Consider the following 24,630-nt stretch of genomic DNA (forward strand, 5'->3'; position numbering starts at 1 on the left):
GAATATTACTAAATAACAACAAACAACCACCAATGCCAAAAGTCTTCGGCAAAATAGGATCCCTAACAGAAATTCGAAAAATCCTTGATGAACAGGGAGTAAACCGATTCAATTCCATTCGGGAGATCAAATCCTTCCTAAAAAACTTCGAAGATATCAAAGAAGAGATGTTCTTTACAGCCGAGCGTGATTTTGATCTTGAAATAGACCTGCTACAAGCTAAAACCTACGATCTTCAAAAAGAGCATGACAACTTAAAACGCGCAGTAATAACGGTACTAAACAATAGAAAAAAGGAACTGGTTTGGAAGCAGAAAGCCCTGAAGTCCAAAATGCCTGAAAAACCACTTAAAAAAGCAATTTGTTGGTTTAAGCTTAAGTATACCAGAGTACTCAAATATCTCATTGTAAAAAATCACCGCTATGTAATAAGGCTTCAAACGAAAAGTAGTTATGAGCGCTTAAATTCAAACTTAAAAAAGCTAAATCATTTATCAAATAATCGAAAAGATCTCATTTCTCAAAACTGCGACCCAAAGTTTAAAACCCTGGAACATGAAAATAGAGTAGCCTGCTCCTTGTTACCCATGATAGCCGGAGCCATAGGCGAAAGTTTGGTAGAAAAGGAGCTCCTTAAACTTCCGGAAAACGTTGTTTTGTTCAACGATTTTAAACTTGAATTCGAAAAACCACTATACCAGAAAAAAGACGATCAATACATCTACAGTGTTCAGATCGATCATCTGGTGTTAACACACGCGGGTTTATTTGTTATTGAGACTAAAAACTGGAGTAAAAATTCAATTCAGAATAAAGATCTCTTTTCTCCGGTGAAACAGATCCAAAGGTCAAATTACGCCCTTTTCTCCTTATTGAATAGTGCCAACGACGACCACCCAAACCTTATAAAAGATCACCACTGGGGTCAAAAAAGAATACCAATAAGAAATATCGTAGTTTTAATAAACCATAAACCAAAACAGGAATTTAACTATGTCAAGATTCTAACGTTAAAAGAACTCAATAGCTACATCAACTACTTCGAACCTACATTACACGACACCGAACTCAACAAAATAACCGATTACCTAAATAACATAAATACCTAATCGGATTTATTAACATTAAGATGTTAATCCATTTTGAATAAAATTCAACTTACTTATTAAGAATTTACTTAATTTTAAAAGATATATTATGCTTTAACATATGATCCCTAGTCATTTATACCACTATACGGAGTGTGAGACTTTAAAACTTATTCTCGAAAGCCAAACAATTAGGTTTACTAGATTAGATTCATTAAATGACCCACTAGAGGGTATTTACGATGAAAATTCTCTAGTTAGAAATTTTGTTCTATCATCCTCTTGGACTTCTGAATATCGAGACGAATTGCCAATGTGGAGAATGTATACTGATTTAAAGGGTGTCAGATTTAAAATGCCAATTGATTTATTTTCCAAATCAGTAATGGTTTTAAGAAAGCTTAGTGATACAAATTTTCAACTGGGTTCTGACCTAGAAAAACAGTATGAATTATCACTAAATATGATAATACCTTTTGCAAGCGATAGTCCGGTTCAGAACCACTTTATTGATAGAGTATACGGACCAACGAAAGTTGAATATGTTCCAACTGAAAATGACTTAAGAAAGGGTGTTTTAACATCGGAAGAAGGTAAGGAGGAAGCCTTAACCGTTCATTTGAATATTATTGGTCAACGTAAAATCGATTTTTGGGCATTTGAAAAAGAATATAGGTATCGTCTATTTTTTAATAATGGTATTTTAATTCAAGCGCATAGAAATGTATTAAATGGATTAATAGATTTGAACTTATCAACAAAATATATTGATATTCAATTTAAAAAACAGAGTCTTGAAGGCATAGAAATATTGTTGGGTCCAAAAACTGACGAGAAATATAAAGAACAATTTAACTCATTATTAAATAAAATTGGTGTTAAATCATTTAGCATAAACAGAAGTAAAATTTTAATAAATTAAATTTTGAATATTATGGGAATTAAACCAGGTCCAAAAAGAATAGCCAAGTCAACCGGTAAACCAGATCGGCGACAAAGAGACAACAAAGAAACACCTAAAAATACGCCCTCTTTAAAACCACATAAACACAAAAAAGGGGATTAATTAAAACCACCCCAAATTTTAATCTAAACTCTTAACCTATGAATATCAACGACGACGATTGGCCTCAAGACGTTTTAGTCATCTCTTAAATAAAGAATTGTCATGCCGAGGAGCTTGCCGACCTCGCCCTGCCTGCCTTCGGTAGGAATCCCTCCAATGGAAACCCTCCCAGCAAATTATAAAAATTTAGAAACAGATCTAGCATTCCTAAACCTTTTATAATTGGTTGGCGGGGTTACCTGCCATGAAAAGCATTAAATACTCAATCTTTTTTTTCAGTCTTCTTGTTTAAAGATGCAATCACTCCGATAGCAAGAGATAAGGCTATAAAGCCCAAAGACACCCATTCAGGAAACTTGTAATGATGTACCAAAATCAGTTTAATACCAACAAAACATAATATTGCAACCAAACTGTATTTTAAGTGCTTAAAACGGTCTAACATATTAGCCAAGAAAAAGTACATAGACCGTAACCCTAAAATGGCAAAAATATTAGAACTAAAAACTAAAAAGGGGTCAGAGGTTATGGCTAGTATGGCAGGCACACTATCCAACGCAAATAAAATATCAGTAAATTCTATCACAACCAATGCTATAAATAGAGGAGTGGCAGCAGTAATATGGCGCATTTTCACAAAGAATTTTTGACCCTGCATATGGCTGGTTATGGGCATTACCCTTCTCAAATTTCTATAAACAAAGGATTTCTTGGGATTAAATTTTTCCTCTTTGGAAACCAACATTCTAAAGGCTGTAAAAAGCAAAAAAGCCCCAAAAATATAGGTGGTGAAACTAAATTTTTTTATCAACACAACACCAAAAAATATCATTAAAGCCCTAAAGACAATAGCGCCTAAAATCCCCCAAAATAAGACCCGATGTTGATATTTCTGCGGAATGTGAAACGAACTAAAAATAACAGCGATTACAAATATATTATCAATGCTAAGGGATAGCTCAATTAAATAACCGGTTATATACTTAACAGTAGCATCCGTAGGGGTTAAGGCAACAACATTATCTATTTTACCTGTACTGTAAAGCCAGTAAATAACACCCGAAAACAAAAAGGACATAGTTACCCAAACACTGGTCCAGATAGAAGCTTCCTTTACACTAATAATATGTGGGTTTTTATTAAAAACACCTAAATCCAGAGCTAAAAAAACAAGTATTCCCAATAGGAACAATCCCCAAACAATCATATAAAAAACATCTCTTTAATTAATCCCCCGAAAATAAACCTTGAGTGGGTATTTAAAAAATATAATTTCTTAAATATGACGATTCAACTTAAGTTTATATAAAATCTTTATGTTGTAAAAAGTACCTTTGTACATAAAGTTATAATTATTAAGTAAAGAATTTGGAAATTCTTAAGACGAGACATTTTAGTAAAAAAAAGCAGTACATAATAAGTGTATCACTTGTTTTGGTAACAGCGATCTTATGTTTTCTATCCGTAGATATTATCGGTTTTAGGGCAGTTGCACTTATTTTGCTTTTGGTAGTATCACTTAATGCTATTTTGTTTAATATCTATCCAGTAATGGTTTCTGCATTATTGAGCGCGTTGATTTGGAACTTCTTTTTTATACCGCCTACATTAAATTTTCATATAGGCTCACCTGAAGATGCGCTTATGTTTTTAATGTACTTTGTCATTGCTTCAATTAATGCGGTACTTACTTATAAAATTAGGGAATATGATAAAAGACAACGCGATGAAGAGGAAAGAGCAAATGCCATTAAACTCTATAATACCTTGTTGAATTCTTTGTCCCACGAGTTAAGAACACCCATCGCAACCATTATTGGTGCTATTGATACCATAAATGATAATGGTAATAAATTAACGGATATCAATAAAAAAGAGTTGTATTCAGAGATTGAAACGGCAGGTACGCGTTTGAATAGACAAGTTGAAAACCTTTTAAGTATGAGTAGATTGGAAGCTGGATTCATTAAACCAAAAAAGGACTGGTGTGATATAAATGAGTTGATTTTTACAGCTATAAATAGTAATAAGGAAGATCTCTTGAATCATACTATAGTCTTTACACCTGATGAAACATTACCTTTGTTTAAACTGGATATTGGTCTATTGGAACAGGTCATTCACAACATTGTGCATAATGCTTTATTACACACACCCCAAGACTCTATAATAAAAATTAAAGTTGAAAATGTTGCCAATTTTTGCCAGATTAACATTACTGATAATGGGAATGGTTTTCCTAGTGATAAAATAAATACTGTTTTTAATAAATTTTATCGTCTCAACAACAGTATTGGAGGTACTGGTTTAGGGCTATCTATTGTTAAGGGCCTTACAGAAGCAATGAATGGAACCGTTCATTTAGAGAATATAAAAAAAGGTGGAGCAAAATTTACTGTTAGAATACCTGCTGAATCCACAACAATTGAGGGCTATGGAAACCAATAAAGCACAAATATTAGTCGTTGATGATGAACCTCAAATAAGAAAACTGCTTCAAATTAATTTGGAAAGTAACGATTATAAGGTCATTCAAGCCAGTAATGCCAAAGAGGGTTTGGCTTTGTCCGCAAGCCATTTACCAGATGCAGTGTTATTAGATATAGGTTTACCGGACAAAAGCGGTCACGAATTACTTAAAGAACTTAAAACGTGGTATAACAAACCCGTAATTATTTTATCGGTAATTGATAATGAAGAAGACATTGTTAAGGCATTGGATAATGGCGCAACAGATTATTTAACAAAACCCTTCCGTACTGGAGAACTATTGGCACGCTTACGTTCAGCAATTAGGAGAAGCCAAAATATTGAACCCAACGAGGTGGTAGTTTCTAGTAATGGTCTTGAAATTGATTTGGTAGCAAGAACAGTAAAAAAACAGGGTGACATTATAAAACTTACCTCTACAGAATATAATCTATTGACATTATTTGCCAAAAACGAAGGTAAAGTATTGACTCATCAATATATTTTAAAGGAAATTTGGGGGTATGGTTACCAGACCGAAACACAATATTTAAGAGTGTTTGTAGGCACTTTAAGAAAAAAAATTGAAGACCATCCAAATCACCCAGAACATATAATTACCGAAAGTGGAGTAGGCTATAGGTTTCAATAATCTTTATAAAATCTTTATAGGGTAACCTTTAACTTTGTTGGTGTTTAACAGACAAAAAAATGTATGCCAACTTTTGATAAAGAAGGATTCTTGTTTTACCGTAAAAAGGATGCCGAAATATTGTTTAAGGCTGCTTTTATAACTAGCGTAATAGGAATGTTTCTGTTTATAGCCGATTTTGGGTTCAATAAATCAGAATACATCCAAAAACTTTTTAATACCTACTATTTTATTGTTATTGCTCTTGGTATTATTGCCACAATACTTCGATACCTTGAAAGACTAAAAAAGATTAAACGGTCTGTAATTATTTTTGATGTCGTTACAATCCTTGTTACCCTATTTATTTTATTTGCCCATTTTCTAGGTGAAGACGCACATAGGCACATATCATTTCTCTATAATGATAACTGGGTAAAGTTTGCTATTATACTAACGTTTATACGAGAGTTTTCAGAGCAAAACATCAATTATAAAAACACAAGATTAAATCCGGCACAGCTTTTTATTGTAAGTTTTTTAGGCATTATTTTTTTAGGGGCTTTGTTGTTAATGTTGCCGAATGCAACCTATCGAGACATATCGTTTTTAGATGCTTTGTTTACAGCCACAAGTGCCGTATGCGTTACGGGGTTGATTGTAGTTGATACAGGTAGTTATTTTACAATATTTGGACAGTCCATAATTTTATGCCTAATCCAAGCAGGTGGTATAGGCATTCTTACCATAGCAAGTTATTTCTCGTATTTTTTTAAGGGTGGAGCAACCTATGAAAACCAATTGACATTAGGAGACATGACAGGAGCTAATAAATTGGGTGAAGTGTTTTCAACCCTAAAACGTATTTTAACTATAACATTTTCTATAGAGCTTTTGGCTGCAATCTTAATCTACTTAAGCCTTGATAAAAATTTGTTGGGATCTTTTTTTGAAAAACTGTTTTTCTCGGTATTTCATGCGGTGTCAGCTTTTTGTAATGCAGGATTTTCAACATTGCCTAACAGTTTATACGAATCAGGGTTTAGATATAATTATATGCTACAAGGCATTATCGTTGCTGCCTTTGTTTTGGGCGGTCTAGGATTTCCCATTGTAGTTAATATTATAAAATTTCTAAAATATTTTATCACAAAGAAAGTATTTTATTTCACTGGTAAAAAGCAATCCCACAAGCCTTGGGTCCTCAACCTTAACAGTCGTATCACATTGGTAACAACATCGGTTTTAACGGTTGTAGGTACAATATTGTTTTATATTAATGAATATGATAATACTTTGGCAGAGCATCAAGGTTTAGGGAAATTTATAACGGCATTGTTTGGAGCAGCTACACCACGTACCGCAGGCTTTAACACGGTCGATATGACAGCACTAAACTTTTCAACAGTAATGATGTTGTTTCTATTAATGTGGATTGGTGCGTCACCAGCATCTACAGGTGGCGGTATTAAAACAAACACATTTGCTATTGCTACTCTTAACTTTTTGAGTTTAGCAAGAGGCAAATCAAAAATTGAAGTATTTAGAAGAGAGATAGCTCAAATTTCAGTTAGGAGAGCCTTTGCTGTTATTTCGTTGTCATTATTGGTAATAGGAACAGGCATTATTTTAATTTCCATATTCGATAGTGATAAAAACTTACTCGACATAGCTTTTGAATGTTTTTCAGCATATAGTACTGTAGGTTTAAGTTTAGGAATCACATCCTCATTAAGTTCAATGAGTAAGTTAACCATTATTGCAGTAATGTTTATTGGTAGGGTCAGTATGTTAACCTTACTAATCGCATTCTTTAAGAAAATCAAACATAAAAATTACAAATATCCCGTTGAAGAATTAACAATAAATTAAAAGATAAGGCATATGAAATATATAGTGGTAGGTTTAGGAAGCTTTGGAGCATCATTGGCCGAAAAATTAACAGAACAAGGTAATGAGGTGATAGCAATTGATACCAGTATGAATAAAGTGGATACTTACAAAGAAAGAATCACCCACACGATTTGTATGGATGCCACGGATGAGTTTACGGTATCAGGTCTTCCGTTAAATGATACCGATATGGTAATAGTGGCAATTGGTGAAGATAAAGGAGCCAATGTAATGACAACAGCTTTGTTCAAAAACTTTCAAGTGAAACGCTTAATAAGTAGGGCTATAGATGATTTGCACGAAAAAGTATTACATGCCATAGGAGTTGATGAAATCGTACACCCAGAAGAAGAATCTGCCGAACGTTGGGCAAAAAAACTATGTCTAAAAGGCGTAGTGGATTCATTTGAATTAAGTGATGATTATAGTATTGTAGAAGTCAATGTACCTGCTAGGTTTGATGGCAAAACTATTAAAGAAATCAATATCAGAGAAATATACAACCTTTTGGTGTTGACAACCATTGCTAATACAGAGATAAAAAGTATTGTTGGTAAAACCAGAAATGTCACCAAAGTTAAAGGTGTGGCAAGCCCAAATAATGTGCTTAACAAAGATGATATTCTCGTTGTGTATGGAGCAAATAAAGACATTAAAAAATTTCTAAAAGATGATTAATTTGAAAAAAATATTAAAGTATTTAATGATTGTTATCAGTCTAATTTCTTTTTCTTGTAAAGACAAATTACACGATCAAATACTTGAAGAACAGAAAAAAGAACAAGACAGTATTAGCAAAACGCCTGAAGGCATTACATCAAAAATTGAAAATAATCATTTTGAGGTAATTACTTTTGAAGGTTGTGAATATCTTATTTACAAAGAACAACCATCAAACAACAAAGCAATGGGGTTTATGGCTCATAAAGGAAATTGTAGTAATCCAATCCATAATACACGATCTCCTAAGTTTGTTACTTCGGATTAATGCAATAGTTTTTTGAGCTCAAATAACTAAATTAAAACCACCAAAATTTCAATTTGAAACGTCACCAATAAAAATCAACGCTAACAATTGTCTTAGGACGTTTTAGTCATCTCATAAATAAAGAATTGTCATGTCGAGTAGCTTGCTGACCTGGACCTGCCTGCCTTCGGTAGGAATCCCTCCAATGGAAACCCTCCCGGCACAACATAAAAATTTAGAGTTAAACCCTATTATTTTAGAAAAATTTAGAGATTTACACCGAAAAACCGTACTTTTCTCTAAAATTTTCTAAAGTTGACAGTCGCAGAATATATCATGCAATTACTTTCCTATGAGGAATACGCATTCTCTCTGGAAGAAGTATTGGAGGAATCCTCTAAAGAAGCCACGGCAGTTAGACGAGAACTAAACCGCTTGGTAGAGAAAAAAGAAATTATTAACCTCCGAAAAGGCTTTTATTTGATCATTCCGCCACGCTATGCTAATGCTCGTAAATTACCGCTACAACTCTATGTAGAAAAATTGTTCAAATACATGGATCGAAACTATTACCTGGGCTTATTTACAGCGGCTAAAATACATGGTGCAAGTCACCAACAAGTCCAACGGGATTACCTGATTATTGAAAGACCTAAGTTGGATGCTATTAAGAAAAAGAATTTTGACATTCAGTTTTATACCACCGGTAATTGGCCAAAAAATAATATCGAGTCCAAAAGAGCGGATGCAGGAATATACAAGATCTCTTCACCGGCACTAACCTTCGTCGATCTGATTAATCACCATACCAAAATAGGAGGATTAAACCGTATGTTAGCAGTCTTGGAAGAACTTACTGAAGAACTTCAGGAAGAGGATATCCGGACCTTATTAAGCTGGTACAACAATAAAAGCACCCTACAAAGAACGGGCTTTTTATTAGAGGAACTCATAGGTCCAAATAGCTTTGCGGACTTAATTTTTAACAAATTGGAGCAGCAAGCCTTTTATCCTATTCTACTCAGTCCAAAATCAAAACAAAAGCCGGGAAGTGTCAATAATCGTTGGAAAATAGATATCAATTTAAAATTGGAAACCGATCTATGATTCCCAAACCTAATATCGCCAGTTGGCAAGATCACGTACCCTGGAAAGAGTTTGCTCAGGTAGAGCAGGACTTAATAATCAGCCGAACCCTAATACAAATTTTCTCGGATGACTTTTTAAAAGAAAACCTGGCCTTCAGGGGAGGTACGGCTTTACACAAGTTGTATTTAGATCCGGCGCCACGCTATTCAGAAGATATCGATTTGGTGCAGATTAAGCCCGGGCCTATCAAACCGATTATGAAGCGACTGGGAGAAGTTATTACCTTCTTCGAAGAGGCTCGAAGAACGGACAATAGAGGGCATGGTATTAAAGCACTCTATCGCTTTACTTCAGAATATGAAGAAATTAGAATGCGTTTAAAGATCGAAATTAATTGCAGAGAACATGATAATGTTATGGATTATAAAGCTGTTCCTTTTGAAGTGACAAATGGATGGTTTCAGGGAAAATGTGACATAAGAACATATAACATAAATGAATTACTGGGAACAAAGTTGAGAGCCTTATACCAACGTAGCAAAGGACGTGACTTATTCGATTTGGATTACGCCAGGCGTAACATGGCAATTAATGTAGATGAAGTATTAAAATGTTTCCGGTATTACATTGAATTTTCTACCGGCAATAAGCCGCCTTCCGAAAAGGAATTTCTACTGAATATGGAGGCAAAAGAAAAGGATCCAAACTTTAAAGGGGACATGGAGGCCCTTTTAAGACCAGAAATTAATTACGACCAAGATGAAGCATTTAACTGGCTCAAATCAGAGGTGATCTCAAAAATATGATTTGTTAAAAATGCGCTTATTGCGACCGATTAATTCTATTCAATAGTTAAAAAAAATGGAACTTCCTGCAAACGCAGGTAAAGCGGTGTTCCCAAGTCGCTCTGTTTCGTTCCATAAAGCATATATGCAAGTTATTTTAAGCGCTTAACGAGTTTGTTACTCCAATCAATATTCCAGGTTTCAATAATCTTTAGCTTTACTTGCATATAGCACTACGCGCACAACTGCGGCGACACGTCCTCGTTAGCGCGCTCCGTTTGCTTTATTTCACACACGCCGCAACTTGCTCACCCGGCGCTCCACCATCACCCAAACCCAATAAGGTGTTCGCTGCGCTCACGTTATTTTAATTGGGTGCTGCCGCGCCTTCATAATTTGGCTCGCCTGCGGGTCGCTGCGGGCTGATCGGGCTGTCACAATTTTTGAACCCACAACGTCCAGGAGCTTCAATTTGCGCTCGTGCCTCACGCCAAATCTCCAGCCCCTTCCGGCGCCGCGCATACAAGTAGCGAAAGCCGTCCGGCTTGCCTGGCCCTAAAACCTCCAACCCTTATACCGCTATGCATACATGAGTATTAATTGATTCTCTTGATCATGCAACTAGAATACCGGGCCGGCAACCCTCCGGCCTTCCACAACCTGTATCTTTACCCATCCGAAATCAAAAATTCCGCCAGCCCTGCGTTTCACGTTGCTGTGGCAGCTTTCCATATAATTTCAAGCCCCTTGCCACATCACCCTTGCTCCGCTCGCGGGCGGCTCGCGAACTCCATTGTATGGCCTTGACTAAAAATTAATCTGAATGTTATTATATAAGCATCCTAAAATCATAACTCCTTTATAATATATTGTACTTGTATTCAAGCTGTGTGCTTTCAGACAGAAAAGGCATATGCAATATCAAGGAACATTAAAATAAAAGGCCACGCAAAGATATGTGGTTTCCTCTCCCCACGCTTTAAAACTGTAAAGGTCAGGTCCTCCGGATTTTGAAAAAAATAGTCATACTTCCTGTTCATGTTTAAGGTGACTATTTTTTCCAAAAACCTTGACAGTTTTGCCCCACCACAAACCAGCCGCATAGCTTTTTATTTTCCTTTGAAAAAATGAGAAAGAAAGAAGGCACGCCCTATGGCTATTTCCCCTTTTTTGAATTGCTACGCGAATTAGCCCAGGCATAAAGCCTTTTAAAAAGTAGAGAAGCCAGATAACTCACAAAAGTCCCAAAAACAGCCATAATACCCGTTTTCAAGAAATCTTCAGAACCAAGATTCGCTAAGGCGGAAAAGATTACCCCACCTAATATCGGATATTTTGAATGGACCACCGGATGCGACATTACAAGCTTAGTTTTTAGAATCCCCGGTTTTCTCCGTAGTACTTGGTTCGGGTGCATCCGAAACGACAGCCTGACTTACAGCCGTAGCCACCGTACCGGCTAAACTTACATAGACAGCAATCGTGGTAACGATGGCAGGTAGGGCAATGGGAGCCGCTAAAATGGCACCACCGGCTGTAGCCAAAGCAATACCAATATTTCGAAGTCTTTTGAAGAATTTGGGGGTAGGGGATTTATAACGTTGAATAAGATTCATGATGTTAAGATTTTATAGTTAAAAGAATAGGGTCGTTGAGGTCAAAACTCTGGTAACACAGTGAAACCAATGCTTTTAGCTTCGCTTGTGACTGCAGACCTTTTCCAAGCCCTGACAGATAGCTCACAGGGGCAATACAGCCCTCCAGATCCCGATGGGCGTCATTACCACCATGGATCAAAATAAGCTGCCTGTTCGGTACCTTTTTGATTAGTAAATGATGTTTAAAATGCTCCGAAAACCTCGGAACAACCTCGTAAGTGCCTTCCGGAATACACGACACTTTTTTTTCATTTTCCAACCAGGGTAATTCGATGGTGAAACAAAAGAAATGATAATTGATAAAGAGGGCACCGTTGGTACCCTCTTTAAAATAGGTTCTATGGAGAACTAGGTCCATGTTAAACCGTATCGACTTTTGCAACGCTCAAGGCGTTGTAAGCACCGTTTTTAAGCGGATACATTTGTCCGTTCACCTCCTGGTAGAACTCCACACCAACAACCTGAATAACCGGAAGCGCGCTATTCGCTGTAATGCTTGCCGATAAAGCAATGGCGGCAGTATCATTACTGTCGTAAGGAAGGATAGCGGTTTCATCGCTTTCAAAGGAGGAAGCCTCATTTGGAAAATCCAGTTCAGCAACTCCGGTCACCAATTTGAAATGCGTGGTACCTGCAGGAGCTGCAATACGCAAGGTAGGGGCAAAGGCTGCTAAGGCAAGAGTAGCCTCACCGCTAACCCGATCAAAAGCAGCAACAAAAGGAGCATACAAGGTAGTCCCCAGTTTACCGTTGATGTTGAACTCAAAGTTGTTCAATAAGCTCAAATCCCCGTCCTGAAGCGTACGATCACCACGATCGTTAGTCGTGTCCGTTTTAGTGATCGCCACCAAAACTTTAGTCAACCGACTAACCACTCTTTTGTCTTTTGCATTTTGGAGAAGAACCCGAATGGCATTTCGAAGGATCTTTCCACCTTTTCCGGCCCTTCCGAACTCTGAGCCGTTCTCCCGAGTTCTTTGAAATGCAGGGTCATTAGCAATTCTGTTGGCATCCGGACCGCCTTTGATGCGGGCCAAATGACCATCACTTGATTTGTAAAAGGAAATATCTCCAATAGTCCCTTTTAATTTGATAATACCAGTTTGTCTTGCCATAATTGTAGGTTTTTAGATTTCCAACAAAGCAATACCCAGATACGTTGTTTTTCAAAAAACACAGACCAAATATTCCGAATAGGATTAATAAAGCCTATTTAGTACTTTTAAACATAGATAAATCAAGTTTTAAGTATGGATATAGTATTCTAAAAATGAAAGTAGAACGAGCCTGCATATACCCCAAAGACATCCAACGGATAACCGGCCGAAGTGAACGCTATGGTCGTAAACTATTGAATGAAATAAAAGCCCACTACGACAAAGCCCCACATCAATTCATAACCATTGAAGAATTCGCAGAATACACCGGCATCGACGAAAGGATAGTCGAAGAATATTTATAGCTGATTTAATACAATTTGCATTAATTTAATACCAAATGTTTCGTATATTTAACTAGTCTTGAGAAGGGTAAAATCCAACAAAAGAATTCAAATAAAATGGTAGTTATAAGTCAGTTCTCAAGGAGCTGTCTTTGTAAAACCAACAATATCATACGATTTCAAGCTGAGGGTATAATCCTGGCGTGGTCACAAATAAATACTTAATTTAAAAAAAACGCTCAACTTAACCTTGAGCGTTTTTTGTTTCTCTCAATTCCACTGACATAACCGGAACAGGAGAGAATATAGAACTAACTACGGTTATTTAATTTTCTACCAAATTAATTGTAATAATGATACACCTTGTCTTGGTAGATCAATAGGTACTTCAACTTGCCCGTCTTTAATTCTTAACCATTTTGGCGATGTCAGTAATTGCAATTGTCCCGCTTTTTCAAGCTGAGCAATTTGTTCAGCTGTTGGATTCTGTGGTGATCCCATTTTCTTCCAAAGTTCATAAGAATTGCTGTTATTCTTATCTATTCTGTAATGATTTAGAAGCACATGGCCATCAGGCAGCCCTTTTAAAGTCGTTTTTATAGCGGCAGAAGTCCCTTCAATATTGTCGTCATGATAATGCCATAACATAACCGTTGCTGTATTCTCATCTTTAGCCGCAATAGCATTGATATCTGGCTTGGTACCTCTAACACTCTCGTCTCGTATACTTTTAAAATCATAGTCGAAATTACCTGTGACTTCAACTCTATTTCCCTTCATCATCCCAAACATTCTAAATACATTCAAAACAGGTTTATCAACGCCGTTAGTTGCCATATCCCGAAAGCCGGCATACCACGGTTGATCTTCAAATTCAAATCCCCAGGTTACAGCCCCGAGTAAATTAACACCATGGTGATCTGCCAATTCATATTTTCGTGCGAAAGAGGCCGCAGTATAACTGGAGTACATGGTACCATTCCTGTAGGCATTGTGCGGGTAATCGGCTTCTGAACAGGCTGCGCAACCTTCCGGATCTGATTCTCCAATGATAATTGGTAAATGCTTTAGGCTTGGGTAAGAAGCGATAATTTCAAAACCTTGATCAAGATCTCTAAGTTGAGATCCCATATCCATGCGGACAATACCATCGACAAGTTTTGGGTCTCCCTTAGCATGAAAGGTGATAAAATCTAGGGGAGAACCCACATGTCCCGTAACATAATTTTTACCGGCAACGACGTGATCTAAAAACGTACGAAAGAATTTTTTAGACACATCCCATTCAGGACCTGTAACTTCAGGACCACCAATTTTTGCAGTTGGTAAAGCTCTTTTCACAGCATCAGCGGTATAATCATATAGTTTTATGTATTCTTCGGTAGTTCCTCTCCAATATCCAATATTAGGTTCGTTCCACAATTCCCAATACCAACTCTCAACTTCTTCTTTGCCATATCTTTCAACGGAGTGTTTTACCCATTGAAAAACCAATTCTGCCCATTTTTCATAATCGTTCGGAGGGTAGGCCCAACCTAAATAAATATCTTCATAGGCGGCTCCCGGTTTCCAATGGTGGCGATAAGGCTCCGGGCTACTGGATAATGCCTTGGGCATAAAACCTATTTGTGCCATGGGCTTCAGGCCGCGTTGAATATAGGTGTCAAATATTTTATCAACAATGGTCCAACTATAAATAGGGTTTCCATTTTTGTCTTCCGTATACATGTTTGTTGAGCCCCATTTTAGGGCAGCGCGCGGGCCATCATCAGTAACCATTAAACTGTGTGCTCGCACGTATACGGGCACGGAACTCAGATCTGCAATTTCTGACAACAGTTTTTTACCATCTTTCATATATGTGTAATTGGGTTCGTCATAACCCCACCAGGCCCATATAGGTTTCATAGGACCCTTTTCCTCAGAGAAATCTACTTCCACTGAAATGGTGTCATATATATTATTAGTTTCCTGCCCAAAACAAATTAGCGCGAAAAATAAATTTAGCATTAAAAAGCTCGTAATTCTACACCTTGTTATTTTCATTTTATTTCAATTTAATCATGTTAGTTTCAGTTATTGTTTTACAAATGTGTTAATTACACTTGTAAAATAAGAACAAATATTTCATATATCCTAATTTTTTATGACTACCTAAGGAGCTCCTGGTAATTGTATGCTTTTTATGAATTGTTTTTATTCTCAAGGATGCTATTACATTAAATCAAGGCCTTATCAATTAAAGGGTCTTTAAGTTTGAATTAGATGTTTACTTCCAGAAATGCTATTCGCACTTAAACTGACTAGATTTTAGAGAGAAATCCAAAAACTGATAAGGAGTGCTATAAACAAGTGGACAAAAAACAATAAATGGTTGTCCTATACCTTCGTTAGAATATTTAAAAGGTTGAATTAAAAGTGAAGCTATTTATATTTTTTAAGTGAAGTTGTTAACCTATTTAAGGATAATGGCGCTGTAATTAAAGTTTCAAATAAAAATTGTTTTCCTGTTTGGATTTGTATTTTTCCTGATCGAACATATGCAGGTAGGAACCTTTTGTGGAGGAGGACATATCCTTTTCATCTAATTTTATGAGGATGTCCATGGATTTAATTTTATTAGTAAAGTTTCGTTTATCTATTTTCTTCCCTAAAATAGCTTCGTATAGTTTTTGAAGCTGACGCATGGTAAATTTTTCAGGTAGAAGCTCAAATCCAATAGGGGAAATAGATGTACGACGGCGCAGGCGTTTAACCGCTTTTTCAACCATTTCATTATGATCAAAAATTAATTTTGGAGCTTTTTTAAGGCTGAACCATTCACCATTAAAGTTCTCAATGAGTTCTTCGTTGTATTTTTCGATATTTACAATAGCATAATAGGCTGTAGAAACAGTTCGAGTTACCGGATCACGATCAACTTCACTAAAAGTGTAAAGTTGTTCCATATATATATCGTGCATCCCGGTTAACCGATGTAAGATTCGAGCAGCCGCATCATTTAATGTTTCATCATTCTTCATAAAGCCACCCATAAGTGACCACTTTCCTATCTCCGGTTCAAAATCCCTACGTATGAGCAGCACTTTTAAATCTTCATCATCAAAACCAAAAATGATACAGTCTAAAGCAAGAAAAACTTTATCCTCGGGGTTGTAACCTTTTACCATTAAAATTATTTTTTGAGCTAATATAGCAATTTAACTTCAAAGAAAATGAAAATCGAGACAACAAGTGTTAAAATCACATTTATTTAAGAAAATATTAGGATATATGAAATATTTGTTATTATTTTACAAATGTGTTAATTACACTTGTAAAACAGGTAAAACTAAATTAAACTTAAACTAACATGATTACAGCAAGACTTTTTTTGCATAATCACATGACGCATTTACTACGAAAGCAGTGGTATTTGGCTCTAGTGATTATGTTATTAACCATTAGTAATTCATTTGCTCAGCAGGAGCGAGAAATTACAGGACTTATTACTTCTGAAGACGTTCAATCCCCACTTCCGGGTGTTAATGTTTTCGTTAAAGGAACCTCCAACGGAGTTGTTTCAGATTTCAATGGAAAATATTCGATTAATGCAACATCAGACGACGTTCTTGTATTTTCTTATATTGGATTTAAAACACAGGAAATTCAAGTTGGTAACCAAACAACAATTAATGTAGCCATGCAGGAAGACGCTACTTCTTTAAATGAAGTGGTTGTTGTAGGGTATGGTACTCAGAAAAAATCAGATTTAACCGGCGCCGTGAGTGTCGTAGACACCAAAGAAATGCAAAAGCAGGCCAGTAACGATGTTGCTCAAATGATGCAAGGTCGTGTTGCCGGGGTTTCCATAACCTCAGATGGCCAGCCGGGAGCAAGCCCTAACATTCGAATTAGAGGTGTCGCTACATTTGGATTGGGTGCCAGTGCAGAACCTTTATTCGTTGTAGATGGTTTTACTATTACGGGTGGTATTCGCGATTTAAACCCCAATGATATTGAGTCCATTCAAGTATTGAAAGATGCTACTGCCGGAGCCATTTATGGAAATAGAGCTGCGAATGGTGTTGTTATTATTACGACCAAAAGCGGTAAGAAAGGCAAAAAATTTGCTGTGGAATTGAATTCATATTACGGTCTTCAAAATATCACACAAAAAATTCCGGTTTTAGATAGGGTTGGGTACCAGACTATCAATGCCGAGTTGTTAACCAATGCCGGACAACCAATTGTTCCTGGAAATGATCCGAATTCGTCACTTTATATTGATGATGTTGATACTGATTGGCAAGATGCAGGATATAAAGATGGCTACATCCAAAACCATAACTTAAATGTTTCCGGAGGATCTGAGAAAACTAGTTATTATGTTTCTTTAGACTTTTTAGATAACGAAGGGACGCTTGTTGGGTCAGGCCCGGATTATAAAAGATATTCTTTTAGAGTAAATACAGATACCAAAGTGGGTAAATTCAATTTTGGTGAAAATTTGTATTTGGTGCATTCAGATGAAAACCCATTGTTTTTCACAACTTCTATAGGCTTACCGGGTGGTCGTCCATCATTGGTTAATGACTTATTGCAAGCGGCTCCAACCATTCCTGTATTTGATCCCAATCGTTTAGGCGGTTATGGAGGAGCAGATTCTACTATTCACCAATCTATTACCTTAAATGTTCCAGGGATTAACTCTTTAATTGATAACGAAACTAAGGTAACAAGAGTACTTGCTAATTTTTATGCAGGGTATGAAATTGTTGACGGGTTAACTTTAAAGACAAGTTTACAATATGACAATTCCAGTATTCAGGATCAATTATTTGTGCCACAATATGATTTAGGATATTTCTTCCCAGGACCTGTAGCTTCTTTATCTACCGGTAACAGGAATATTAGTTCGTTTTTGATTGAAAATACGATAAACTGGCAGAAGCAGTTTGATAAGCATGACTTGAACGTTTTAGTTGGTCAAACCTATCAAAAAAATAATTTTAGAGAAACTAGAGTTATTGGTGCGGGACTTACAGAACCTTATATATATAACTTAGAGAATGCAACAACGTTCAGTGTAACTGATATTATAGTTCCTTCGGCTATTACTTCCCTGTTAGGAAGAATTAACTACACCTTCGATGATAAATATCTGTTAACTGCAAATATTAGACGTGATGGTTCTTCTAAATTCAGAAAAGAATTACGCTTTGAATATTTCCCTTCTGTAGGTTTAGGATGGAAAATACATAATGAATTTGAACTTCCTGATTTTATAAATGAGCTTAAGCTAAGAGGTGGCTGGGGTGAAGTAGGTAACCAAGAAATTGGAGATTTTAGATATCAAGGTACTATCAATAGAGGTATACCATATTCTTTTGCTTATGGAGGTCGTGCTATTGGTGCTGCAGTTTCACAAGTTATCGACAAGGATATTAAATGGGAAACCCGTGTCACTAGAAGTGTTGGTATTGATGCTAGCTTGTGGAATGGACAATTAGATTTCACCGCAGAATATTATTCTAATACCTCTAATGACCTTCTTACTACTGTGCCAATTGCTCTTTCAAATGGTTCTATTCCTGCTGAAATATTTACAAATGCAGGCTCTATTAAGAACTCAGGAATTGAGTTATCTGCGGTTATTAGAAAGCAATTTGGAGATTTCAGTTTAGAAGTTGCTCCTAATTTTTATACTGTAAAAAACGAAGTTTTAGAAATTGGAGGTACAGGTATATTATCTGGTGCCGGATCTAGAACCGAAGTAGGAAGATCTATAGGAGAGCATTATGGTTGGGTTTACGATGGTATTTTCCAGAACGATCAGGAAGTTGTGAATTCACCATTTCAGACCCCGGGTACTGCACCTGGAGATGTTAAGTTTAAAGACTTAAATGGGGATAATATCATTAATGACGATGATCGTGATTATTTAGGAAGTGGTTTACCAACATTTTATTATGGTTTGAATATTACCGCTAATTACAAAAACTTTGATTTTACCATATTTGGTCAAGGTAGTGGAGGTAATTTAATAAACAGTAATTTATATAGAGGGTTAATGCCTACTTCAGGTTATACCAACTGGCATGAGGATATTCTTAACCATTGGACACCAACAAATACCAACACAGATGTTCCTCGTGTTATATTTTTAGATCCTAACAATAATGGTAGAGATTCGAACAGACCAGGATGGTTACAGAAAGGTGATTACTTTAGAATTAATACTATTTCACTGGGTTATACCTTACCGGATAGTGTTATTTCTAAATTAGGTATGTCTTCTGTAAGATTATATGGGACCTTACAAAATGTTGCCGTATTCTCGAAATACAAAGGATATAATCCAGATTTTCAAGCAGGAATTTTAAATCCAGGATGGGATTATGGAACTTTCCCTAGACCAATGACATCTATGTTAGGAGCCCAATTTAAATTTTAAATGTTAAGAAAAATGAAAAAATACACAATCAAAATAGTTTTATTAACTATTACAACAGCTATATTTTATGGGTGTGAAAAGGAGTTAGAAATTGTTAACCCCAATAGATTAGCAGCAGAAGCATATTATACAAATCAAGATCAGGCAATAGCTTCAGTTGATGCTATATATAATGCTCTAATTATTGATGGTACGTATCAAAGAATGACTCCAGCTATTGGAGATAGTAGAAGTGACGAAATTCGATCAAGAAGCCCATGGCCTTTTTTATCACAAACAGCTAATTTTACAGTTCCGGCGACAGATGGTGCCGTAGGTTGGTGCTATGAAGGTTACTATATTTTAGTTAATCGTGCAAATCAGGCCCTTGAAAATGTGCCTAATGTACCTGATGTTGATTCAGCATTAAGAGACCGATTACTGGGGCAGGCTTACTTTTTAAGAGCTTTGGCAAACTTCAATTTAACCAATATTTTTGATAATGTGCCTTTAGTTCTGTCAGTGCCTAAATCAGCTGATGATTTTAACCCTTCAAATAAGGATATCACACAAGCTATTATTTATGCACAAGTAGAAGCCGATTTGAATGAAGCCATAGCAAAACTTCCCGTAAATTATAATGGTGTTAGTGGTCCGGATAACGGTCAGGTGGGACGAGCTACAAAAGGAGCAGCTCAATCACTCATGGGAAAACTTAAATTGTATCAAGGGGATTATGCCGGGGCATTACCATTTTTCAAGGCCGTTGTTGACTCTCAAGAATATGATTTGTCACCTAATTATGCAGGATTATTTTCTCAAGATCCAGCAGTAGAAGCTGCAAATCCTGGAAGAATATTTTGGGCTGAATTTACTCAAAGTCAAAATGCTATTTTGAACTGGGGAGGAGATCCTAGTGTTAACTGGAGACAGTTTAGTGCAATTGCACCAACGTATTCCGGAGCAGATTTTTATGATTATTTCCCGACACAATTCTTGTTTGATGAATTAACACAGGAAAGAACAATAGATGATAAAATCGATCCTCGTTTTCCTGCTACCATATTATCTTATCAGCCTGCAGAAGGGCTAACACAGGCGTATGGCGCACCGTATTTCTTAGATCCAAACCTCTTTTACATAGCTAAGTATACCTTGGCAAATTCAGGTGGCGATCCATTTACCTGCGGTATTAACTACCATATTATCCGTTTTGCAGATGTATTGTTAATGTATGCCGAGAGTTTGGCTAATACAGGAAATATTCCATTGGCAGCAGCTCAGGTACAACGTGTTCGCGACAGAGCTAATCTACCAGATAGAGAAGCCGAGTTTGCAGGATATTCATTGAGTCAATTTATGACACAACTTGCACATGAACGTGTTACGGAACTTGCTATTGAAGGCTTGAGATATTATGATATAAAACGTTGGGGCTGGTTAGATGATGCTTCTAAATTGAATGAGCTTAAAGCACACGACCCTGAGTTTAATACGTTTGTACCAAACCGCAAATATCAACCGATAGTTCAAGGAGAATTAGATCGTAACCCAAATTTAGTAGGTAATTCTGCTAATGATTAATAAAATTTATTTGAGTTAGTTAGTTTTTTAAAATTGATGCATGGATGTCAAAAACATTATAATTGTTTTACTGATCGCGGGGTTAGCGGTTGGGTGTGCCAAAAACGATGCGGAAAATAAACTTTTTGAACGTATTGGCGCTGACTATTCAGGCATCAATTTTGAAAATAAAATCACTACAAACGACTCTATCAATATTCTAAAGTATGAATACCTATACAATGGAGGTGGTGTAGGAGTTGGAGATTTTAACAACGACAATTTACCGGATATTGTTCTTTCAGGTAATATGGTTAAGAGCAGGGTTTATATAAATTCAGGTGATTTTACCTTTGAAGATATAACCGAAAGCTCTGGCTTTAATACGGAAGGGAAATGGTGTGCCGGAGTAAGTATTATTGATATTAACCAGGATGGTTACGATGATATTTACATTAATAGGGGTGGCATGGGAAACCAAAGTAAATTCCCTAATCTCCTCTACATAAATAACGGTGATCTCACTTTTACCGAATCAGCTGAGGCCTATGGGGTCGCCGATAAAGGAGAATCTATTCAAGCCCTTTTCTTTGATTACGACCGCGATGGTGATTTAGATATGTATTTGCTTACCGGTGGTGGTTTTGAAAAATCAGCCATACGGATCAGACCTATTTTAAAAGAGGGTGAAAGCAGAAACACCGACCACCTTTACAGAAATGATTTTAATGAAGAACTCGGTCATCCGGTATTTACAGATGTGTCTCGCGAGGCAGGAATAAACCTGGAAGGTTTTGGCTTAGGCGTTTCCGTATTTGATTCTAATAACGACAACTGGCCGGATTTGTATATATCAAACGATTATCTCTCCAGAGATTATTTGTATATCAATCAGCAAGATGGAACCTTTAAGGAAGGTTCTGAGGAATATTTCGGACATACCAGTCATTTTTCTATGGGGAATGATGTAGCCGACATTAACAATGATGGCTTAATGGATTTGATTACCGTTGATATGCTTCCTGAAGATGTCAAACGAAGAAAGTTGATGTCAGGAGAGCACTCCCAGGACATCTTTAATATTGAACTTCAATTTGGTTACGGGCATCAGTACATGCGGAACATGCTTCATGTAAATAATGGTAATAAAACCTTTAGTGAGATCGGACTATTATCTGGTATAGATAAAACAGATTGGAGCTGGGCACCCCTAATGGCCGATTTTGATAATGATGGTTTAAATGATATTTATGTAACCAATGGTTTTGGTAAGGATATCACTGATATGGATTTTGTGAAATATCGTGAAAGTAAAGCTACCGCTTTTAAGACCGTTGAAGAATTACAAAAATCACTAATTGATTGCCTGTATTATCGCCCAACTATAAAAGTTCCAAATTACGCCTACAAAAATAATGGCGACCTAACCTTTCAAAAAGAAACTGAGGCCTGGGGTTTTAATGAACCCTCCCTCTCAAACGGTGCGGCCTATGCTGATCTGGATAATGATGGTGATCTTGATCTCGTGGTGAACAACATTGATCAGCCTCCATTTGTGTATAAAAATAACCTTCGGGAAAAAGACAGTCTACATTCAAACTACATAAAAGTAGCATTAGAAGGACCAGCTCAGAACAAAAAAGGAATTGGGGCCAAGGTGACTATTTTTTATGGTTCCAGTCAAAATACAAGGTATAATCAGCCGGTTCGGGGATTTCAAAGTTCAGTAGGAACCAAGCTTCATTTTGGTTTGAAGGACAAGGCTGAAGTAGATAGTCTGAAGGTGATGTGGCCCGATGGCAAGATAAACAAGCTTTCGAATGTAAAACCAAATCAGGTCATAACCCTGGCGTATAGTAACGCCAGTTATGGATCAAACTCTAAAAATGAATCTATTGAGCACCATTATTTTACTCAGGATTCTTTAGTCGACTTTTTCCATAAAGAAAATAATTATAATGATTTTGCCGTACAAGCGCTGCTTTTAAATAAGTATTCAAATTTAGGCCCAGGTATGGCAGTGGGAGATCTTAATGGAGATGGTCTGGATGATGTATTTGTAGGAGGTAGTTATGGGTTTAATTCCCTTGTTTTCTACCAAAACACCAATGGTAAATTTGATAAAAAAGAACTGCCTGATTCAGCCATTTATGAAGATATGGGTGCTTTGATTTTTGATGCTGATGGAGATGGAAAGAACGATTTGTATTTGGCTAGTGGCGGATCAGAGCGCTATGCCGGACATAAAGCCTACCAAGACAGAATTTATTTTAATCGTAATAATGAATTAACCCAGGGAATATTACCGGAAATGCGAACAAGCACTTCAGCTGTAGTCGGAGGTGATTTTGATAACGATGGTGATATAGACCTGTTCGTTGGTGGTCGTTTGGTTCCGGGAAAATATCCAACAGCACCTCGAAGCTATATTTTAGAGAATCAAGAGGGAAAGTTTAAAGATGTGACAGCACGAGTTTGTCCGTTTCTTGAACATGCCGGTATGGTAACTTCGGCTATTTGGTCTGATGTTGATAATGATTCTTATTTGGATTTATTAGTTGTTGGAGAATTCATGCCGATAACAATTTTAAAGGGCGACGGGAAGCTTTTGAAGAACCTTACCAAAAGTTCCGGACTTGCAAATACATCTGGACTTTGGAACAGCATTCAATCAGGCGACTTTGATAATGATGGGGATATAGATTTTGTTGCAGGGAATCTGGGAGAAAATTCCATTTTAAAAGTAGTAGACGGTCATCCTGTGAGATTAGATTATGCTGATTTTGATAATAATGGGTCGGTCGATCCTATTTTTTCAAAATATGAAAATAATGGCTATTACCCCGTAGCTACTCTGGATCAGCTCATAAATCAGCTGCCATTAATTAAAAAGAAATTTCTGTTTTATAACACGTTTGCAAAATCAAATACTGACGCCATTTTGGATTTATTTGATGCAAACGAACGAAAGACTCTAAAAGCGGGCGAATTGAGAACCTCATACATTGAGAATTTAGGTGATGGGAATTTTGTAGCGACACCACTGCCTATAGAAACTCAAATAGCACCGGTTCATGGGATATTACCCTATGACGTTGATAAAGATGGCTATTTAGATCTCTTATTGGTTGGTAATAATTACGGTACGGAGGTTGCCGTAGGGCGCTACGATGCTTCTATCGGTCATGTTTTAAAGAATAGTGATGGTAAATCTTTTGTGGCCATGAATAATAAGGAAACTGGATTCTCAATTATTGGTGATGCACGTAGTCTGGTTAAAATAGACTCTCCCGAGAAATCTATGATTTTAGTCGGAATGAATAATGCTACCACATCAAGGTTGATCATTGATACTAAAAAAAGTCCATTGGTTTCACCTAAATCTGAGGAAATCTTCGCCAGAATAAAACTGAAAAATGGCCAAATAAGGAAACACGAGTGGGCCTTAGGAGGGGGTTATTTATCGCAATCCTCAACAGGTATTGAAATAACAGAGAATATGGAGAGTGTAACATTTTATAATCGATTCCATAAGATTACAAGAAAGATTGAATTTAATTGAATA

At 36.6% G+C, this 24,630-nt stretch carries 21 protein-coding genes; 14 read left to right on the forward strand and 7 right to left on the reverse strand.

What is annotated here, in order from left to right:
• Positions 1-32 precede the first annotated feature (32 nt).
• The 3 genes from V8G61_RS04685 (at position 33) to V8G61_RS04695 (ending at position 2,154) form a co-directional block, all read left to right on the forward strand.
• Positions 33-1,109 (forward strand): nuclease-related domain-containing protein, encoded by a 1,077-nt coding sequence (locus V8G61_RS04685; protein ID WP_394874295.1) that lies wholly within the window; start codon positions 33-35, stop codon positions 1,107-1,109.
• A 100-nt stretch (positions 1,110-1,209) separates the two neighbouring features.
• Positions 1,210-2,010 carry a hypothetical protein gene (locus V8G61_RS04690; protein WP_394874296.1) on the forward strand — a complete coding sequence of 267 codons (801 nt, stop codon included), beginning with the start codon at positions 1,210-1,212 and terminating at the stop codon, positions 2,008-2,010.
• A 12-nt stretch (positions 2,011-2,022) separates the two neighbouring features.
• The gene (locus V8G61_RS04695) at positions 2,023-2,154 is read left to right on the forward strand and encodes a hypothetical protein (RefSeq protein WP_394874297.1); all 132 of its coding nucleotides are present in this window, start codon (positions 2,023-2,025) and stop codon (positions 2,152-2,154) included.
• A 262-nt stretch (positions 2,155-2,416) separates the two neighbouring features.
• Here V8G61_RS04695 and V8G61_RS04700 read toward each other — a convergent pair whose 3' ends face one another.
• Positions 2,417-3,361 carry a TerC family protein gene (locus V8G61_RS04700; protein ID WP_394874298.1) on the reverse strand — a complete coding sequence of 315 codons (945 nt, stop codon included), beginning with the start codon at positions 3,359-3,361 and terminating at the stop codon, positions 2,417-2,419.
• Positions 3,362-3,522: 161 nt separating this feature from the next.
• Here V8G61_RS04700 and V8G61_RS04705 point away from each other — a divergent pair, with 161 nt between their 5' ends.
• From V8G61_RS04705 to V8G61_RS04735, 7 genes are all read left to right on the forward strand, one after another.
• Positions 3,523-4,602, forward strand: coding sequence for an ATP-binding protein (locus V8G61_RS04705; RefSeq protein WP_394874299.1), 1,080 nt, complete (start codon positions 3,523-3,525; stop codon positions 4,600-4,602).
• Positions 4,589-5,275 carry a response regulator gene (locus tag V8G61_RS04710; RefSeq protein ID WP_394874300.1) on the forward strand — a complete coding sequence of 229 codons (687 nt, stop codon included), beginning with the start codon at positions 4,589-4,591 and terminating at the stop codon, positions 5,273-5,275. The genes V8G61_RS04705 and V8G61_RS04710 overlap by 14 nt, the downstream gene beginning before the upstream one ends.
• A gap of 63 nt (positions 5,276-5,338) precedes the next feature.
• Positions 5,339-7,126, forward strand: coding sequence for a TrkH family potassium uptake protein (locus V8G61_RS04715; RefSeq protein ID WP_394874301.1), 1,788 nt, complete (start codon positions 5,339-5,341; stop codon positions 7,124-7,126).
• 12 nt (positions 7,127-7,138) lie between these two features.
• Positions 7,139-7,825 carry a potassium channel family protein gene (locus V8G61_RS04720; protein WP_394874302.1) on the forward strand — a complete coding sequence of 229 codons (687 nt, stop codon included), beginning with the start codon at positions 7,139-7,141 and terminating at the stop codon, positions 7,823-7,825.
• Position 7,826: 1 nt separating this feature from the next.
• A complete protein-coding gene (locus V8G61_RS04725; RefSeq protein WP_394874303.1) occupies positions 7,827-8,135 on the forward strand; it encodes a hypothetical protein in 309 nt (102 codons plus the stop codon).
• A gap of 294 nt (positions 8,136-8,429) precedes the next feature.
• Complete coding sequence (locus V8G61_RS04730; protein WP_394874304.1) at positions 8,430-9,221, forward strand: type IV toxin-antitoxin system AbiEi family antitoxin; 792 nt, start codon at positions 8,430-8,432, stop codon at positions 9,219-9,221.
• Positions 9,218-10,009, forward strand: coding sequence for a nucleotidyl transferase AbiEii/AbiGii toxin family protein (locus V8G61_RS04735; protein ID WP_394874305.1), 792 nt, complete (start codon positions 9,218-9,220; stop codon positions 10,007-10,009). Before V8G61_RS04730 ends, V8G61_RS04735 begins: the two co-directional genes overlap by 4 nt.
• A 1,135-nt stretch (positions 10,010-11,144) precedes the next feature.
• Here V8G61_RS04735 and V8G61_RS04740 read toward each other — a convergent pair.
• From V8G61_RS04740 to V8G61_RS04755, 4 genes are read right to left on the reverse strand one after another with little or no spacing between them, the layout of a single operon-like run.
• A complete protein-coding gene (locus V8G61_RS04740) occupies positions 11,145-11,348 on the reverse strand; it encodes a hypothetical protein (RefSeq protein WP_394874306.1) in 204 nt (67 codons plus the stop codon).
• Positions 11,349-11,355: 7 nt separating this feature from the next.
• Complete coding sequence (locus tag V8G61_RS04745; RefSeq protein WP_394874307.1) at positions 11,356-11,604, reverse strand: hypothetical protein; 249 nt, start codon at positions 11,602-11,604, stop codon at positions 11,356-11,358.
• 4 nt (positions 11,605-11,608) lie between these two features.
• The gene (locus V8G61_RS04750) at positions 11,609-12,004 is read right to left on the reverse strand and encodes a DUF5675 family protein (RefSeq protein ID WP_394874309.1); all 396 of its coding nucleotides are present in this window, start codon (positions 12,002-12,004) and stop codon (positions 11,609-11,611) included.
• A 1-nt stretch (position 12,005) separates the two neighbouring features.
• Positions 12,006-12,761 (reverse strand): hypothetical protein, encoded by a 756-nt coding sequence (locus V8G61_RS04755; RefSeq protein ID WP_394874310.1) that lies wholly within the window; start codon positions 12,759-12,761, stop codon positions 12,006-12,008.
• Between the two features lie 155 nt (positions 12,762-12,916).
• Between V8G61_RS04755 and V8G61_RS04760 the strand changes: the two genes are divergently transcribed.
• Positions 12,917-13,108, forward strand: a complete 192-nt coding sequence (locus tag V8G61_RS04760) for a hypothetical protein (RefSeq protein WP_394874311.1) — start codon at positions 12,917-12,919, stop codon at positions 13,106-13,108.
• Positions 13,109-13,420: 312 nt separating this feature from the next.
• On the opposite strand, the gene V8G61_RS04765 is transcribed toward V8G61_RS04760, so the two are convergent.
• Entirely contained in the window at positions 13,421-15,133 is a 1,713-nt protein-coding gene (locus tag V8G61_RS04765; protein WP_394874312.1) for a beta-xylosidase, read from the reverse strand.
• A gap of 434 nt (positions 15,134-15,567) precedes the next feature.
• Positions 15,568-16,257, reverse strand: coding sequence for an NUDIX domain-containing protein (locus V8G61_RS04770; RefSeq protein ID WP_394874313.1), 690 nt, complete (start codon positions 16,255-16,257; stop codon positions 15,568-15,570).
• Positions 16,258-16,472: 215 nt separating this feature from the next.
• Between V8G61_RS04770 and V8G61_RS04775 the strand changes: the two genes are divergently transcribed.
• The 3 genes from V8G61_RS04775 to V8G61_RS04785 are packed head-to-tail and all read left to right on the forward strand — an operon-like array spanning position 16,473 to position 24,627.
• Positions 16,473-19,523, forward strand: a complete 3,051-nt coding sequence (locus tag V8G61_RS04775; RefSeq protein WP_394874315.1) for a SusC/RagA family TonB-linked outer membrane protein — start codon at positions 16,473-16,475, stop codon at positions 19,521-19,523.
• 12 nt (positions 19,524-19,535) lie between these two features.
• Positions 19,536-21,086: a RagB/SusD family nutrient uptake outer membrane protein gene (locus tag V8G61_RS04780; RefSeq protein WP_394874316.1), complete on the forward strand. Its 1,551-nt coding sequence runs from the start codon at positions 19,536-19,538 to the stop codon at positions 21,084-21,086.
• A gap of 40 nt (positions 21,087-21,126) precedes the next feature.
• Entirely contained in the window at positions 21,127-24,627 is a 3,501-nt protein-coding gene (locus V8G61_RS04785) for a VCBS repeat-containing protein (RefSeq protein WP_394874317.1), read from the forward strand.
• Positions 24,628-24,630 lie beyond the last annotated feature (3 nt).

Origin of the sequence: Gaetbulibacter sp. M240 (assembly GCF_043876815.1) — a bacterium.
In the GTDB taxonomy this organism is placed as follows: Bacteria; Bacteroidota; Bacteroidia; order Flavobacteriales; family Flavobacteriaceae; genus Gaetbulibacter_A.

What these genes read in the sequence shown, in the direction of transcription:
- V8G61_RS04695 (WP_394874297.1), top strand. Translation starts at nt 2,023, where the DNA reads ATGGGAATTAAACCAGGTCCAAAAAGAATAGCCAAGTCAACCGGTAAA.
- V8G61_RS04690 (WP_394874296.1), top strand. Translation starts at nt 1,210, where the DNA reads ATGATCCCTAGTCATTTATACCACTATACGGAGTGTGAGACTTTAAAA.
- V8G61_RS04685 (WP_394874295.1), top strand. Translation starts at nt 33, where the DNA reads ATGCCAAAAGTCTTCGGCAAAATAGGATCCCTAACAGAAATTCGAAAA.
- V8G61_RS04715 (WP_394874301.1), top strand. Translation starts at nt 5,339, where the DNA reads ATGCCAACTTTTGATAAAGAAGGATTCTTGTTTTACCGTAAAAAGGAT.
- V8G61_RS04700 (WP_394874298.1), bottom strand. Translation starts at nt 3,361, where the DNA reads ATGATTGTTTGGGGATTGTTCCTATTGGGAATACTTGTTTTTTTAGCT.
- V8G61_RS04780 (WP_394874316.1), top strand. Translation starts at nt 19,536, where the DNA reads ATGAAAAAATACACAATCAAAATAGTTTTATTAACTATTACAACAGCT.
- V8G61_RS04720 (WP_394874302.1), top strand. Translation starts at nt 7,139, where the DNA reads ATGAAATATATAGTGGTAGGTTTAGGAAGCTTTGGAGCATCATTGGCC.
- V8G61_RS04710 (WP_394874300.1), top strand. Translation starts at nt 4,589, where the DNA reads ATGGAAACCAATAAAGCACAAATATTAGTCGTTGATGATGAACCTCAA.
- V8G61_RS04785 (WP_394874317.1), top strand. Translation starts at nt 21,127, where the DNA reads ATGGATGTCAAAAACATTATAATTGTTTTACTGATCGCGGGGTTAGCG.
- V8G61_RS04735 (WP_394874305.1), top strand. Translation starts at nt 9,218, where the DNA reads ATGATTCCCAAACCTAATATCGCCAGTTGGCAAGATCACGTACCCTGG.
- V8G61_RS04740 (WP_394874306.1), bottom strand. Translation starts at nt 11,348, where the DNA reads ATGTCGCATCCGGTGGTCCATTCAAAATATCCGATATTAGGTGGGGTA.
- V8G61_RS04750 (WP_394874309.1), bottom strand. Translation starts at nt 12,004, where the DNA reads ATGGACCTAGTTCTCCATAGAACCTATTTTAAAGAGGGTACCAACGGT.
- V8G61_RS04745 (WP_394874307.1), bottom strand. Translation starts at nt 11,604, where the DNA reads ATGAATCTTATTCAACGTTATAAATCCCCTACCCCCAAATTCTTCAAA.
- V8G61_RS04760 (WP_394874311.1), top strand. Translation starts at nt 12,917, where the DNA reads ATGAAAGTAGAACGAGCCTGCATATACCCCAAAGACATCCAACGGATA.
- V8G61_RS04765 (WP_394874312.1), bottom strand. Translation starts at nt 15,133, where the DNA reads ATGAAAATAACAAGGTGTAGAATTACGAGCTTTTTAATGCTAAATTTA.
- V8G61_RS04770 (WP_394874313.1), bottom strand. Translation starts at nt 16,257, where the DNA reads ATGGTAAAAGGTTACAACCCCGAGGATAAAGTTTTTCTTGCTTTAGAC.
- V8G61_RS04775 (WP_394874315.1), top strand. Translation starts at nt 16,473, where the DNA reads ATGACGCATTTACTACGAAAGCAGTGGTATTTGGCTCTAGTGATTATG.
- V8G61_RS04755 (WP_394874310.1), bottom strand. Translation starts at nt 12,761, where the DNA reads ATGGCAAGACAAACTGGTATTATCAAATTAAAAGGGACTATTGGAGAT.